Annotated in this window: 8 protein-coding genes; 1 reads left to right on the top strand and 7 read right to left on the bottom strand. The window is 38.2% G+C overall.

From position 1 onward, the window contains the following. Nucleotides 1–57: 57 nt before the first annotated feature. From EU510_RS01185 to EU510_RS01175, 3 genes are read right to left on the bottom strand one after another with little or no spacing between them, the layout of a single operon-like run. Nucleotides 58–942, bottom strand: coding sequence for a peptidylprolyl isomerase (locus EU510_RS01185; RefSeq protein WP_149591905.1), 885 nt, complete (start codon nt 940–942; stop codon nt 58–60). 32 nt (nt 943–974) lie between these two features. Beyond that, nucleotides 975–4,664, bottom strand: a complete 3,690-nt coding sequence (locus tag EU510_RS01180) for a translocation/assembly module TamB domain-containing protein (protein ID WP_149591904.1) — start codon at nt 4,662–4,664, stop codon at nt 975–977. After that, on the bottom strand, nt 4,664–6,391 hold the full coding sequence (locus EU510_RS01175; protein ID WP_149591903.1) for an autotransporter assembly complex protein TamA: 1,728 nt from the start codon (nt 6,389–6,391) through the stop codon (nt 4,664–4,666). Before EU510_RS01175 ends, EU510_RS01180 begins: the two co-directional genes overlap by 1 nt. A 213-nt stretch (nt 6,392–6,604) precedes the next feature. Here EU510_RS01175 and EU510_RS01170 point away from each other — a divergent pair, with 213 nt between their 5' ends. Next, a complete protein-coding gene (locus tag EU510_RS01170) occupies nt 6,605–6,943 on the top strand; it encodes a ribonuclease E inhibitor RraB (protein ID WP_149591902.1) in 339 nt (112 codons plus the stop codon). A 34-nt stretch (nt 6,944–6,977) separates the two neighbouring features. Here the strand turns inward: EU510_RS01170 and EU510_RS01165 are convergent, their stop codons facing one another. The 4 genes from EU510_RS01165 to EU510_RS01150 form a co-directional block, all read right to left on the bottom strand. Next, the gene (locus EU510_RS01165) at nt 6,978–8,729 is read right to left on the bottom strand and encodes a DEAD/DEAH box helicase (protein WP_149591901.1); all 1,752 of its coding nucleotides are present in this window, start codon (nt 8,727–8,729) and stop codon (nt 6,978–6,980) included. Between the two features lie 152 nt (nt 8,730–8,881). Continuing rightward, on the bottom strand, nt 8,882–11,803 hold the full coding sequence (locus EU510_RS01160; protein WP_149591900.1) for a TonB-dependent receptor domain-containing protein: 2,922 nt from the start codon (nt 11,801–11,803) through the stop codon (nt 8,882–8,884). Nucleotides 11,804–12,337: 534 nt separating this feature from the next. After that, entirely contained in the window at nt 12,338–12,640 is a 303-nt protein-coding gene (locus tag EU510_RS01155; protein ID WP_002958250.1) for an H-NS family nucleoid-associated regulatory protein, read from the bottom strand. A gap of 168 nt (nt 12,641–12,808) precedes the next feature. Then, the gene (locus EU510_RS01150) at nt 12,809–15,625 is read right to left on the bottom strand and encodes a TonB-dependent receptor plug domain-containing protein (protein ID WP_149591899.1); all 2,817 of its coding nucleotides are present in this window, start codon (nt 15,623–15,625) and stop codon (nt 12,809–12,811) included. Nucleotides 15,626–15,961 lie beyond the last annotated feature (336 nt).

Raw genomic sequence — 15,961 nt, 5'->3', positions numbered from 1 at the left:
AACTGGAATATAAGTATTGAAAAAGGAGCCTAGGCTCCTTTTTAATATTGGTTTGCGCTAATCGATACGCTTTGTCGGTATAGGCATCGCGCATACATCCACATAATTGTAAGACTGCACAAACCAAGGTTCGTTACGGTTTTTACGAGCACTGATTAAGTTTTTAAACACAGGTGAGTTTGTTTTCATCACTTTAAATATACTTTTATCGCTTTGTATATCGCCAAGCACTTGTATATTTGTAATTGGGTTAAATGCTTTACCTTCAGTTGGTGTACGCGCTAAACGGTTAAAATGCTCTATACCTTCTAGCACTCGACCAAACACCGTAATGTTTTTATCAAGGTAGCGCGGGCCTTGCCCTATCGTTACAAAAAACTCCGTACTCGCACTATTTATATAGTTATCGCGCGCCATGGCAAACACGCCACTACAATGCACTTGCCATGTTTGCGTATGGGCTGAGTTTTGAGCAACTGCAAAGCCGTTTAAAAAGCCAGTAACTGGTGCATATCCGTCGCCATTTAGCTCAGTAATTAAAAGTGGTTTGTTTGTTGTTAAATAAAACTCAGCAGGGACTGTTTTATCTGCCGTTTTAATTAACTTTTTACCCGAGCTGTCCCCGCCTTGCGCTACAAAACCTTCAACAAACCGATAAACGCTAGTATTTTTATAAAACCCTTCTCGCGCTAACTTTTTAATATTTTGAACGTGCTTTGGGGCAAGTTGTTCATTAAGCTCAATATACGCATCGCCCGTTGGCAGTGTTATCTTTAAAATATTTTGAGCGTTCACGACTCGCCAATCATTATCTGTTGCACTCGCAATTACCTCACTCGCGCTCAATACAGGTAGCTCTTGATTAGCAACACCATTACCTAGTTGTTGAGCACAACCACTCAATAAAACACTAAGCAAAGCCGGCAATATAATTTTTTTCATCGCTTATATCCTTATAATTATTATAGTTTTGGTTATTCCCAATCAAACTTATATAGCACATCAACATTTTGATATAGGCCGCTCGTTATTTCTATGTATAACTGTGAAAGTAACTGATAACGCACAGCCACCTCACTGAGCGAATCAAATACACCCACGCTATATTTAACTTGCAAACTGGGTGCTACGTAACCTGATATTTCTACTTTGGTGCTATCACCACTACCTGATGAGCTTAAACTTACATCTGACAACCCAAAGGTTTCACCTACCTTAGAAACAACCCCTTCGCTGCGGCTAACACCTTGAGAGAGTAATAACTGTGTAAGCATAGCATCGCTTGACGAACTTTCTCCATCACCTAAAGGCTGGCCATTAAGTAAATATGCAAGTGCTTGTGCTTGATCCATCGCAGGCTCAGAAAATATTTTAAGCGTTGGTTGTTCAACATTACCCGTAAGCGTAACCCCTGCAATGACACCATTTGCAGTCGTATCGGGGTTACGTATTGCTTTAATATTTAAAAATGGTTGTTCAATTGAACCGCTAAAACCTACTTGCCCGGTGCTGATTATTAAATCTTGCCCAAAGGCTAAGTAAGTACCTTCAATTAAGTTAAGCTCACCTGTGGCTATAATTGGTGCACCTTGACTCATTTTTATCGCTAAATCACCCGCAACTTTTGATTCCAAGCCAAACGATTCTACTTTTACATCGTTTTTAACAATCACTTTTAAATCTATGTCGTAATCAAATGGAACTGTTTCTGTGGCCTCTGTTTTTTGATCAACAATAATTTCATCATCGCTAACTTGCACTGCGCCCTCAGGAAGCTCTTCAATCATTATACGACCGTAAGGCACAACTACCTCACCAGCAAGCTTGAGTGCGTTATTAGCCAAGCCTATTTTTAAATCCGGCGATACTTTAAAAGTAACCCCTTGCTGCGCGCGTACATAAAACTGCTCGCCAACTACCGCCACATTTACAGCAGGTTGCGCACCTTGCCAATCAACGTCACCGGTGAGATTTATTTTACCGCCCTGGTTGTCGTTTAAGTTGCCTTTTATTGTGGCCGTTGTTTTATCAAACAATACGTTTATATTTGATTTTTGCAGCGCTATAGGTAATTGCTCGCCCTCTAAACTAATATCGCTAACATTAAGCTCGCCATTTAATAAAGGGTCTTTTAACGTACCGGCTAACGCGACTTTTCCGCTAATATCACCTTTTAACTGTTCGAGAGTTTCAAGAAAAGGTTGTAAGTCTGAAAGCAGTATTTTTTCAATATTAACGGTACCATTAAGCGCTTGCGTATTTTGTATGTCATCAATATTAATTTGTGTATTAATTTTGCCTAATACACTTGATTCTAAATTAGCTTCAAGCTTGCCAATTTGAGAGTCCGAAAACGCACTAATCGTCAATGTTTCGATTAGTAATTTAAAACGATCTTCTTCCGAGGTGAGCACCGCTTCTAAGTCGCTAGCATCGATATTTGCGCGTAATGTTTTAAGCGCACCGCTTTGCCAATTAAGTGCAACATCGCCAGCTATATTACCGCGAGTACGAATGCTACGAGGTAAAAAATGCTTAAGCTCCTCAAGCGCTAATTTGCTTAGTTTAGCATTTAGCTGACCGAGTTCTTTTGTTTGAGCTAGCGTGTCTATACATAATTCACTTTGCTCAGATGCCCAACAATGCGCGCTTACATTAAAGTCGCTAGTTTGAGTGTTAAACATAATGGCGATATTTTTAGTGTTGCTAAAACTAAGCTTTTTATCGCTAAGCGTTACATTACTAAGCTCGCCATTCCAGGTGGCATTATTAATTTTGCCATTAACTTCAAGCTCTATACTGCCTTGCTCGGCATCTACAGATGCCGTAAGTTGGTGATCTGTTTTATCGCCGCTGGCATCAACTTTAACACTATTAATTTGTTGGTCGGCCACCAGCGCCGAACCAACACTTACCGATACATCGGTTTGCCAATCGGCAGCGGTATCTAACTGCCCTTTTACTGATAATTTGTTAATGTTTATTTCATCAAAAATAAAGCGATCGAGTATTAACGCTAAATCAACAGAGGGCGTTAATCGCTCGCCTCTCACTTTTAAATTTGCGTTGCCGTCGGCAGTAAATGGAATATTAGCTTTTTCATCACTTTTTAGTGTTACTTTGCCATCAACCTGCCAAGTGTCATCAACTTGCCCGCTTAGTGCTAATTTATTGGTGCCGCTACTTAAATAAAAGCTATCAATATTAGCTTTTAACGTGTTGTCTAGCTTAAAGTTTGAGGCAAATTCTAATGGCACGTCGTTAAGTAATCCGCTTAACTTTGTATTATTCATTTGTAGCTGCCACTTATCGTCAGCTGCATTGAACGAGCCTTTAAACTGTCCTGAAATATCACTGGTAACGGCATCAGTTAAGCACTGCGCTTTTAAGTTAGCAAGCGTGCCATTAAAGTTAGCCTGTATGCCTTTTTGCCAATCAACATTGGCTTTTATAGTTGCACTGCTTTCGTTCGCTTTAATGCTTAGCGCTTGTAAAGTTGCTTTGGTGAGACTGCCTTTTAATTGGGTATTTAAGTCAACAGCCGGGTACGCGCCTAATTGGCTATTCCCCTGCAAGCTAAGCTGATAGTCGTCAGTATTACCTTGTGCGTTAAGACTTACATTTCGCACTTTAAGCTCATTACTTTGTGCATCAATAAGCCACTGCTTAATTTTGCCATTTAACTCAAACGGATAGTTTTTTTGCTTTAAATTTGCCGTTGCCGTTAAACTAAGTGGATATTGCCCCTGCGTTTCTAAATTTAGGTTTAGGTTTGATAAGTCGCCATCTAGCTCCAAGTTAGCTTGATGTTCATCACTTTGTAAAACCACACTCCCTTTTAAAGGTAATTCTCCTGCAAGCTCAGCGTTAAGATGCGTATTAAGGTGCCACTGCTCATACTTTGCTGAGAATGACTCTAAATTAATAACCTCATCTTCTACACTTAATTGCAGTGAGATGTTTTCAATAACATGCTGCGCTTCGTCTTGTTCTATCGTAACTTTAGCTATTTCAAAGTCTTCAACAACTAAATCAAGTGGCGAAGTAAATTCTATACTAGGCAATGCAGGTAGCTGTGTTAAAGGCGCTTGAGTATTTTGCGCCGTTTGTGTTTTCGCATCTTGTTCTTGCTCTTTTAAAGCAACAAGTATGGTGGGAATATTCAGGCTTTTAACCGTCAGCTTTGAACCCTCTGCTTTTGCTGAGAGTTTAAAATTATTAACGCTTACGTTTGCACTTGGGTGCTCTAAAGTAAATTTATTTATCGCAATGTTTTTTACAGCAATATTAAAAGGTAAGCTAATTTTTTCAAGCGGCTCTGCCGCGGCTTCTTCTTGTGACTCTGCGGTTTTTGGTAATATTAAATTTATAGATTTAGCACTTAAGTTATCTATACAAATTCCATCGCACTGCCACCAAAACAAATCAATTTTCAATTGTTGTGCATTAAAATCCAATCCGTTGTTAGTGAAGCGCACATTGAAGGCATCATTATAAATAAAGCGGCCATCTTTAATTTCAATATGTAGCCCATCTACCGCTTTGTTTGCACTATAAGCAATAAATTGATTACCGGGTGCGGTAAATAACAAACAAAATAGTGCAACAACTAACGTGACAAAAGTAGCACTTACGGCGGCTATTATCTTTTTTAATACTGACATTAAATTTCTGGCCCTATGGTAATACTTAAACGTGTGCTTTTACTTTCTTTTGTTAATCCCCAAGCGTGGTCTATGCGCACTGGGCCAACGGGTGTTAAATAGCGAAAACCAAAACCAGCGCCTACTTCAAAATCATCAGAAAAATCATTAGTCGCAGTACCACCATCAACAAACAAAGCTGCGCGCCAATTTTTAGCAAACTGGTAGTTATATTCCATCGTGCCCGATAGTAAATACTTACCACCTATTAGCTCGCCATCATCGTTCTCGGGCGAAATTGATTGGTACGCAAAACCACGAACACTTTGATCGCCACCTGCGTAAAAACGCAGTGAGTAAGGTACGTTTTCAATATCATCAACAAGCATTGCTCCCACATTCGCTTTTAAAAACACCAAGTGGCGGTCAAAATAAGTGCGTAGCCATGCATGTTGCATTTGCACCCTAATTAAATTAGTACTCGAAAGCACATCATCTAAACCAAACTCAGCAGATATAAGCCACTGCTCTCCCCAGTATGGAGTCGTGCCGCCTTTTGATTTTTTGCGGGCGTAGCTAATACCCGGCATTAACATTTCGGTACTTTCTTCTGGCTCGTCACCGATGCGGTAGGTTTCTTGGTCGCGGCGTAAAAATGCAGTACGCACCCATTTATTTTCGGTTAACCATTGGCGCTGAACTTGCCCTGTTAATATTTCACTGTAAGTGTCGTTTGTGAGTTCATCTTCTAATTTATAACCGACAGAGAATCGCCATAAATCATCATTAGGATCATCAACCGGTATTGTATAAGCCATGGAAATATCTTGCTGCTTTTGCGCCACATTTAAATTAGTTTCGAGGTAATGGCCGTCTTCTGTGATCCACGGTTTACTCCATTTAAAACGCACCTTGGGCCCTAGGTCAGTACTAAAACCGCCACCAATTTCATAGCTATTAGCTGGCTTGGGTAATACATCTACCTTAATTGGTACTTGGCTGTTTTTACGCGCTGCAATGTCAGCATAAACACGCACGCTTGCGAAATAAGGGGTGCTTGATAAATCCAAATTATAGTCAGCGATATGTGTTGATTTATAAGGTTGACCTTGAGTAAAAGGAGCAAGTGAGCGTATATATTTTTCAGCAGGCGTATTACTGGCAATTTGTATATCGCCAAACTGATACCTAATTCCGGTATCAATTATGAAAGTAATAACAGCACTATTTTTTTTAAGCGACACTTCTAATTTGCGCGCTGGCCACTTAGCATCAAAATAACCAAGCTCTAGCAACATAGATTCTATTTTTTTATGGGCAGAGTCATATTTACCATGATTTAAAACATCACCTTGCTTTAAGTGATTGCTTTTAATCAATGCCTGTAATTGGGTATCGCTTTGACCATCACCGTTTAGCGTTATATTAATTGCTTCTATGCGAGTTGCAGGCCCCCGTTCAACTTTAACAATTAACTCGCTATCGTCTTTATCATAAATAACCTCGACGGTCGGGCTATAATAACCAAGTGCTTTAATGCTATTTTGTACTTGTTTTTGAGCATAACGGCGAAGTGTACGGGTTGGCTTCTCGCCAATTAACTGCTTGAGGTAAAGAGCTACGTTATTTTCTAAATCGCCACTTAACCCTTCAATTTCGTAATCTTCTATGACTTTTTCTGCCGCATAGCTATTTGTCGCAATTAAAGCGCACACAACACACATGCAACGTAAAAACTTAATAAACAAGTAAATATCCTTACTTTTAATATCTTACAAAAAATGTTTAATTACCCGCATATTAGCATAGCCATAATGAGCAACACATTAACTTAATAAAAATCTAACGCGTAAATTTAACTTTGAATAAATATCAGCATAATTAAAATTAGTACGCGTTAAGACAATATTTTAGTTACAATAGTGCCTACGAATAAAAAATTAATTTTAAATGAGTTTTTAATGCAATTCCCTGATGATGAAAACGGCCAACTTTTAGCCGAAATAGCCGCTGCTGGCATTGATTTAAATAAAATGCACCAAGTCGATTTTTTTATTTTATTTGAAAAAGAAGCCGATGCTGAAAAATTTGCTAAAGAAATAGTATCTGATGCATTAGTTCAAAATGCGGAGCTTGAAAAATGCAAAGACACTGGCGTTTGGGAAGTAATCACTCAAGTACAAATGGTGCCAGAACACACTCTTCTAGGCCAAGCAGAGCAATACATTGAAAGCATTGCTAATAGCTTTAATGGCTACGGCGATGGCTGGGGATTAATGGACGATGAAGAAGAAGCTTAATTATCTTTCGTTTAAAATGTCCTGTCAGTTAAGCTTAGCGGCTTAACTGATTTGCCTTCCTAAAGTTGCCTTTATAGTCAAATAGCTTATCAGCCACTTTCCAACCATACTTTTTGCTTTTTCGTGCAATAACAAAATCCGGTGGTACTAATTCAAATTGTGCGCTTACTACTTGCGCTGCAGTTTTAAAATTAATAGGTGTTTGCCCAAGCCCCATACGTTGACCAAATTGCTTATTAAATATAGATTTCCCGCCTTTATTTGCGAGGTTATATACTTCATCGCAACTTGCACCATCTTCATCAAAATACGTTATTTTAATAAGTTCATCTTTAATTTGAGTTACCGATAACCCACTACATCGAAGCACAAGTGCGTCTTTTAAGTTTAATGCATTACGTAACTTATCATCAGGATCGGCCATTACCGCGCCGCAATCATGGCATTGTCGTGCAGCAATATCATTTTGGGCACCGCACTGCTCACACTCTTTAAACCTAAAACGATAATCGCACTGCTCTTTATGACCACTATCATCTTCTAACAGCCCTTTACAGCGTCTGCCAAAGTGCTCTATTACTTTGCCAGTGGAGTCTGTTTTACCCCAAAATATATTCGCAAACCCACAACCTGGGCAAAGTACCTGCACAGGTTCATTATCACTATCGCCTTTTTTATCACCTACTTCTGGGTGAAATAAATTAAAACCATTGCCAGCATAATCTATTACTAAGCAATCCGTTTTCGATTCAGATAACCTTAAACCTCGCCCCACAATCTGTTGATATAAACTAACTGATTCTGTAGGTCTTAAAATAGCTATAAAGTCGACATGTGGCGCATCAAAGCCGGTTGTTAGTACCGATATATTAACTAAATACTTTAATTGCTTAGCTTTAAATTGCTTAATGATTTTATCGCGCTCAGTGTTTGGCGTATCACCTGTTATAAGTGCACTTTGATGAGCTGGTAGGTAGCTTAATATTTCCTGAGCATGCATTACCGTGGCGGCAAAAACCATAACACCTTCACGCTCTTCACTGTATTGAATTACTTGTTGTAATATAGCTTTCGTTGCGCGCTCACTGTTTTTTAAAAGCGCATTCATGTCATCAGTCGTATATTGGCCAAATGCATTGCTATCTAGAGACGAAAAATCATAATGGCTAATTGCTGCATCAACTTCGTTAGGTGGCGTTAAATAATTATGTTTGATCATATACCTGAGCGGCAATTCAAAAATACAACTTTTAAACGGGCTTTCTTTTGTCCCTTTAACAAAGCCATGATAATGATGATGATATATCCACCCCATTCCTAACCGATAAGGTGTTGCTGTTAAACCCAATACTTTTAAGTGAGGGTTATACTCTTTTAAACTGTTTATTACTTTACCGTACTGACTTTTTTTATCCCCATTTACCCTGTGGCATTCATCAATGATAAGTAACGAATAATGCTCATTTAATTTATTTAAATTACGGGAAAGTGATTGCACACTGGCAAAGGTTACTTGATGGTTTAATGATTTTTCTTTTAAGCCTGCTGAAAATATACTCACCTCTAAACCAAAACTTTTATATTTTTGCGAATTCTGCTCTACCAGCTCTTTTACATGAGCAAGCACTAATATTTTTTGTTTAGCTATACGCGCAAGTTCAGCAATAACCAAGCTCTTACCTGCGCCGGTTGGTAGTACAATAACGGCAGGATCATTACTCTTTCTAAAGTGTAAAACGGTGCGTTCTACGGCTTCTTGCTGGTAAGGTCTTAGTTTATAGCTCATGGGGAAACAAATAGATTTTAATAAGGGGATTTTAGCAAACAATGGCTAGGAGTTTTAAACTTTAATTTTATTTAAATAGGAATTTGATGGAAATAAACCCTATAAAAATTATTTATAGGGTTTATTTTTTAAGAAATAAGTTAACTCATTAATTAAAATTCAACGCTTAGGTTAGCGAAGAAACGTCTACCTACAGCATCATAAATCGCTTCATCTCCACCGCTAGCTGAAATATAAGCTGGCGGTAATTTATCCATAAGGTTACGAATACCAAAACCTACACGCGTGTTATCAAATACATGATAGGTTGCAGAAATATCATGCGTTATGATTGAACCTACATAACCTGGTTTAAGATCTTCTTCAATATCGCCTTCTGGAGATAGATCAAACCTAGCAGAACGGTCTATATAACGTGAAGTCCAGTTAACAACTAAATCATTGTACTTATAAACTGCAGAGAACCTAGCTTGCCACTCTGGATCACCCACTTCACCATTTTCTACATTTACTTTATCTGGACGACTTTGAAATTCGAAATCTTCAAGCTCAATAAGATGATTTACGAAAAGATTAAGTTTTAAGTCCCCTTCTAAAGAATAATCAGCCAAATTCATGTTGTAATCAAAATCAGCCTCAATACCACGAGTAGTTGTCGCTGCGGCGTTTAAGTAACCAGAGCGAACCAAAGTAACATCGTTTGTTGTTGGATCACGGTCTATCTGAGAACAAAATGACTGGTCTGGTCCACCAGCAGCATCAACACAGTTATCTGCAATACTTTGTGTTGCAATGAACGAGATTGCATCTTCTATTTCAATATCATAGTAATCAACTGTAACAGAGAAATTTTCAAAGAAGCTTGGAGTCCATACAACACCCGCCGTAAGTGAAGTTGATGTTTCTGACTCTAAGTCTGGATTACCACCACTAATAACGTCTACGCTAACGTTATCATTTGCTTGGAAATCAGCTGGAATACCTAGTGCAGCACAGTTAGAAGCACGATTTGGGTTATCATCAATATTGTCTGCATCACAAGGATCAGCAACACGACCAAAGCCAGGTGACTGTGGATCAAATGCTTCTGTAATATTTGGTGCTCTCACTGCTTGACCATATGTACCACGTATACGAACGTCATCGATTGGGCGATATAAAAGACCTACTTTCCAAGCATCAGCATTGCCGGCATGAGAGTAATCAGCTGTTCTATAAGCAGCGTCAAGACTAAGCTCTTTTGCAAAGTCGACATCGGTTAACAAAGGTAAGTTTACTTCAATAAACCCTTCTGTTACATCAAACTCACCATATGCATCCGGAGTGGCGGCACTTGTTAAAAAGCCTGCCTTAGTAAACTCATCTGTTATACTTTCAGAAGTTTCTTCTCTGTACTCAAAACCTGCTGCAAAACCAACTGCACCGCCTTGTAGCTCAAAAAATTCACCTGTATCAAAAGTTACACTACCACCAATAAATTCTTGTGTGATTTTATCTGTACGAGTAACGTCCGCTGAGACATAATCTTTTGCCGCATCGGATGCTTGACCGAAACCAAATGCATTGTATGGCGTACAAGCACTAGGGTTTACACCTGCAGGGTCTGTATAACCCTCTCCTTGCAAACTTTCAACCTGACTTCTACATGCAACTTCACCGGTAGCAGGGTCTATTACAGCGTCAAGTGCAGCTGTTAAGTTACTAGGAATAAGATCGTTAAGTGTTTTACGGCGGTTATCGGTTTGACCATAAACATAATAAAAATCATAGTCAAAATCCGTTTCGCTTAAAGTAAACAACCCTTTAAATCCTGTAACAATTCGGAATAATTCACGTTTGTTATCTGCGCTTCGATTTCCAAGCTCGCCAAAGAATTTAGCCATAGAGATATTGCTAGTGCCTTCATCTAGTAATTGCTGGCGTAGGTCTCTGTCTAAATAAGGATTATCTTCAACATTTATATTAATGTTGCCAAATCGGAAAGAAGGTTGAAATTGCTGTTCAATGTCAGAACGAATAAACTTAAAATCGCTATAAAATGCGTGATCATCTGTAATATTAAAGTTTAGGGTAGAACCAATTGTAATTTTTTCTAGCTCAGGTAATAAATTCTCATATTCTTGGGTATTCGCACAGAATTCACAACCATCAGGAAAATTACCAAAAGCAAAACTACCACTAGCCTCTCTAGCAGGCATAAGCTCAGCAATACCCATATCATTAAATGTATAGATACTTCCATCCGCTCCAAATGGATTGATAACACCATTATCACTAATTCTCTCTGACAATACATTTGGAACTGTTATACGGTCTGGAATACCGTCATTTTCACCTGTGTCTAATGGATTATCAACTGTGCCATAGGCATTAGCTTGACGTAAATCAGTACCTAGAACCTGTCTAACTCTATCTTTACCAGCAAAGAATGTAATATTACCTTTGCCACCAGCAATTTCAGTACCGGCAACAATACTAAAGCTATGGTTTTGTGTTCCTACACCTTCTGTTGAATTACCAACGGATGCATTGAATTGAAGACCATCAAAACTCTCTTTTAAAATAACATTCACAACACCTGAAACAGCGTCTGAACCATAGATAGCAGAAGCACCACCTGTAATGATTTCAATTCTCTCAATCAAGGCTGAAGGAATTGCATTTAAATCTACTTGTGACGAACCTGGTGCTCCAGCTACATGGCGCTTACCATTAACAAGAACCAATGTTCTTGCTGCTCCTAAACGCCTTAAATCTGCAGAGCTTACGCCAGCAGCTTCGTTACTATCATTATTTCCAACTAATGTGTCGGTAGAACCAATTGCAGGCAACTCCGCTAAGATGCTTCCTAAATCAGGAGTACCTGCTTTTGCAATATCTTCTGCTGAAATAGTAACAATTGGAGCAGGTTGAGAAAGACTGGCTTTACTTATGCGTGAACCAGTTACTTGAATACGTTCTACTTTTTCAGCTTCTTCATCAGCAGCCATTGTATTTACAGAAAAAACGGCTGTTGATGCTGCACCAAAAGCAATCGCTAAGCGAACCGCCTTTGAGATTTTATTGTTTAACATTTGATTCTCCCTAGAACACTATTTTATTGTTTTGTTTTTTACAACGAGAGCTACTTTTTCTATGTAGCACCCGCTTCTTTTTGAATAATAATCCTATTTCGACCATCAGGTCAACAAACCTTAAACATATAAAACAACTTCTGTTTACAAGCATTTACATTTGATTTATTTCCTATGTTTTTAATACTCAAAAAGTAAATAATAAGCACTTCATTCATTGCCTTAAATTTATTTTGAGTTAGAGCTATACACAGACTATAAAAGTCTAGCCAAATTTAGTTGGCCACTCATTACAGTACTTTTATTTGCGCCAGGAGGGAGGTGATTCTAACAGCCGTTTTACTTGTCGTTCTGAATTGTAAAGCAATGCGTTCTACGGCTTTTTGCTGGTAAGGTCTAAGTTTATAGCTCATGGGGAAAAATAGATTTTAATAAAGGGATTTGAGCAAATTACTGCTATGACATTTAGACTTAATTATATTTTATTGAGGGGTAAATAAAAAAGAGAAGCCGAGGCTTCTCTTATATTTAGCTTTAAGCTAAAAACTTTTCAAGCTCAACACCTTCAAACGCTTTAGGACGACGGCCACGGCCTGTCCATTCTATAGTTTCACCATTAAGTTCCATACGGTATTTAGGCTTAACTTTAGTACGCTTGTCAGATGCTCCATCTTGTAAATCTTCTAGCGTAAGTCCTTTTTCTTTTAAAAGATCCAAAACTTCCTGTTTCGCTTTTTGCTGCTGGGTATATTTTGAAATTGCATCATTGATAAGCTGTTGAGCTTTTTCAAGCTCTGTTAATGATGCTGTTTTAATAAAAGATCGGACTTCTTTCATTTATATCTCGCTAAATTATATGATTGGACTTATTTAAATATTCTTTTTAAGTATAAGGGTATTTTTCAAAAATAACTACGGCACATAATTTATTAAAGTATATAAAATTTATTCATAAAAAAACCGCGATTAAAATCGCGGTTTTTATCATTCTTATATAAATAACAATTAGAATTTAGTAGTAAAACTCAATTGGAAGTAACGACCAGTTACGTCATAAGCTTCACCAACAGTGTTTATACCTGATGCTCCACTTACTGAACTTTGGTTTGCTACAGGAGGTTGCTTATCGAAAACATTTCTAACTGATAAAGTAACATCTGTTCCATCTGTGATGTTATAAGTGCCTGATAGGTCATGATAAATAACAGTCGGGAAACGATTAAACTTATCTAGCGGAGCGCCCGTTGAGAAGTTTTGATTTCCTTCAATATTACTATCATTTGAGCTAGCCCAGTACTTCATGCGCCATGATACTGCAAAGTCATCAACTGCATAGCCTAAATTTAAATTTGCACGATTAGTAGGAGTTAATACCTCACCTCTGTAATCAATCTCTTCACCAGATTCAATTGATGTTTCAACATACTCATACAAATGATTCCATATCAAGTCAGCTGATAATTGCCCGTAAGCAAATTCTTGCTTATAACTTAACTCTATATCTAAACCTTTTGTGCTTAAATCATTTTCATTACTTGTACCAGAACTAACTTCTGTCAAAGCACCTCTTGTATCACGTATTGCCCCACCACATGTAGCATCGAAGTCAGATGGATCAACACCGTAGCATCGGTTCAATACAGTTGTTCTACCAGTGGTAGCAATAGCGTCATCTACAGCTATATCATAGTAGTCAAGCGTTAATGAGAACTCATCCGTTACTTGCCAAATAGCGCCAACACTAAATGAATCAGATGTTTCTTCTTTTACCTCTTCATTGCCACCAATATAACCACCAGTGCTCTGACGTTCAATAGTTGTTAAATTGAATGCGCCTTCACTAGCAACTCTATTAGCTACTGAAGCGATAGAAAGACAGTTAGCCGCTACATTACCTGTTGATGATGCAGTGATTGCATCACAAGGATCTGCAACACCTGCAAATGTTTCGCCTCTACCACCGAATAAGTCAGCAATATTTGGAGTTCTAATAGCTCTCGCTGCTGATGCTCTTAATTTTACTGTATCTGTAGGAGAGTATTGCACACCTGCATTCCATGTTGTTTGTCCACCAACAATTTCATGATCTGAATAGCGCGCGGCTAAATCTAGTTCAACATTTTCTAAAACTGGTAAAACAGTCTCAACAAAAACATCGTTAGTGTAGAAGCTACCATTGGTAGGATCAGATTTGTTTGTACTTGAAGCACCAGTTTGCGCTAAATCACCTGGAGAGTATGAACCTTTTTCAAGACGATGTTCTGCACCAACAGCTAGCCCAACCATACCACCTTCTAACTCAATTGGTAATTCACCAGAAAGGGTTGTTGAAAATATAAATTGCTCAACTTGACCTTGAGATTTTGCAGGTGATCTTACATATGCAACGGCTTCATCAGACAAAGTTCCTGCACCGAACAAATCTAAAGGCACACACCCTTGAAGTACTGCTAAATCATTAGAACATTGAACGTTACCTTCTGCATTAGTATATACATCTAATGCATTTGCAGCACGTTCAACATTTATTTGACCACCATTTTCTTGGCGCTGGTCAGTTTTACCCCATGATATATATGAGTTTAAAAGCCAGTTATCATTAATTTCCCAATCTATACCTGTCGCAATACGAATAGTATCGCGCTCTAAATCTGTTGAGCGAGCACCAAACTCAACCATGCGGCGAACTAACGTTGGAATATTATCATCCATTGTCAAATCAGGATTATCAGACATTAAATTTTGACGTAAAAGATCTGGAACTAGAGGGCTTCCCAGCTTAATACCACCAACGCCACCACGTGAAGGTAGATATACATCATCCGTAGTAAAAGGAGTAGGTTCAATAGTCGAGTTGTATGTTTTAGATGAATTCCAGTTTACTTCAGTGAAAGAGTGAACACTATCTGAAATATCTTGTTTAAAGTTAACTGCTGCGTATTTACGCTCAAGCGGAGTCACTAACTGTCTGTAAGAAGCACGATTGAATGAATTCTCATCACCAACATATGGTGTACCATCTGCATTATATGAGCCTACACGGCCTTGAGGTGGGTATGAAGAGTTTTGAACACCTACATATTCACCACCTTCATCGTTCAAAAATATAGCTTGGTCATATTTAGAGAAATTACGGTCAGATGATTTAAGGCCTTTATCGTCATCATATCCAGCCGCAATTGTAACACTACCTGAATCCCATGTATTACCAGCCGTAAGGTTTAAAGAGTATTTTTCACGATCGGATTCATCTGAAATACCTGTTTGAGCATTAACCTCAACACCTTCAAAGTCGCTGCGTGTTATGATGTTCACAACACCTGCAACAGCATCTGAACCATAAACTGCTGAAGAAGCACTTTTAAGAATATCAATTCTCTCAATCATTGATGCTGGAATTGCGTTTAAATCAACTGCGTAACCACTTGAAGGTGAAACACCTGATACAAAGCGACGACCGTTAACTAATACTAATGTTCTTGAAGAACCTAAATTACGTAGCGACGTAGTATTTAAGCCCACACCCGTAGTACCAAATGCACTATTTGATTGGTTTGAGCCAGCAATAGTAACCGGTGACTGATTCAATACATCGGCTACATTCAATGCGCCCATTTGAATGATATCGCTTCGGCCAATTGATGTAATTGGTACAGTTGTTTCAATATCAGTTCGCTTTATGCGTGAACCAGTAACTTGAATACGCTCTACTTTTTCAGCGCCTTCATCAGCAGCTATTGTACTTGCAGAAAAAACAGCTGTAGATGCTGCACCAAAAGCAATCGCTAAGCGAACAGCTTTTGAAACTTGATTATTTAACATTGGATTCTCCCTAGAATACTATTTTAATTATTTTACTTTTTACTTACTTGGTCTGTAATTAATCACAGTACCTATTTCGATTTGAATAGTAGTCCCAACCCAACCAAAAGGTCAACACTTGGATAACTAAAAAAACGCATTTATTTACAACGAGTTAAAGCAACATAAAATAAACATAATGCATCAAACACACTAATGCATATTTTGCACCAATTGCTTTTTTTTGGAATTAACATTTAGAAAAATAGCTTTGCAATTTTCTTACAGCAAAAGAGTTACAAAAGTAAATGTGTATCTTTTAGAGTGGGGCAAGGTTTGAATCGGGGGAAGTTAAAT

Origin of the sequence: Pseudoalteromonas sp. FUC4, from assembly GCF_008370255.1 — a bacterium.
Classification (GTDB): Bacteria; Pseudomonadota; Gammaproteobacteria; order Enterobacterales; family Alteromonadaceae; genus Pseudoalteromonas.
This window is presented reverse-complemented; position numbering and strand designations above follow the sequence as displayed.

Bases quoted from the DNA above. Each gene is read 5' to 3' on its own strand.
- EU510_RS01185 (WP_149591905.1), bottom strand. From the start codon at position 942: ATGAAAAAAATTATATTGCCGGCTTTGCTTAGTGTTTTATTGAGTGGT.
- EU510_RS01180 (WP_149591904.1), bottom strand. From the start codon at position 4,664: ATGTCAGTATTAAAAAAGATAATAGCCGCCGTAAGTGCTACTTTTGTC.
- EU510_RS01170 (WP_149591902.1), top strand. From the start codon at position 6,605: ATGCAATTCCCTGATGATGAAAACGGCCAACTTTTAGCCGAAATAGCC.
- EU510_RS01165 (WP_149591901.1), bottom strand. From the start codon at position 8,729: ATGAGCTATAAACTAAGACCTTACCAGCAAGAAGCCGTAGAACGCACC.
- EU510_RS01160 (WP_149591900.1), bottom strand. From the start codon at position 11,803: ATGTTAAACAATAAAATCTCAAAGGCGGTTCGCTTAGCGATTGCTTTT.
- EU510_RS01155 (WP_002958250.1), bottom strand. From the start codon at position 12,640: ATGAAAGAAGTCCGATCTTTTATTAAAACAGCATCATTAACAGAGCTT.
- EU510_RS01150 (WP_149591899.1), bottom strand. From the start codon at position 15,625: ATGTTAAATAATCAAGTTTCAAAAGCTGTTCGCTTAGCGATTGCTTTT.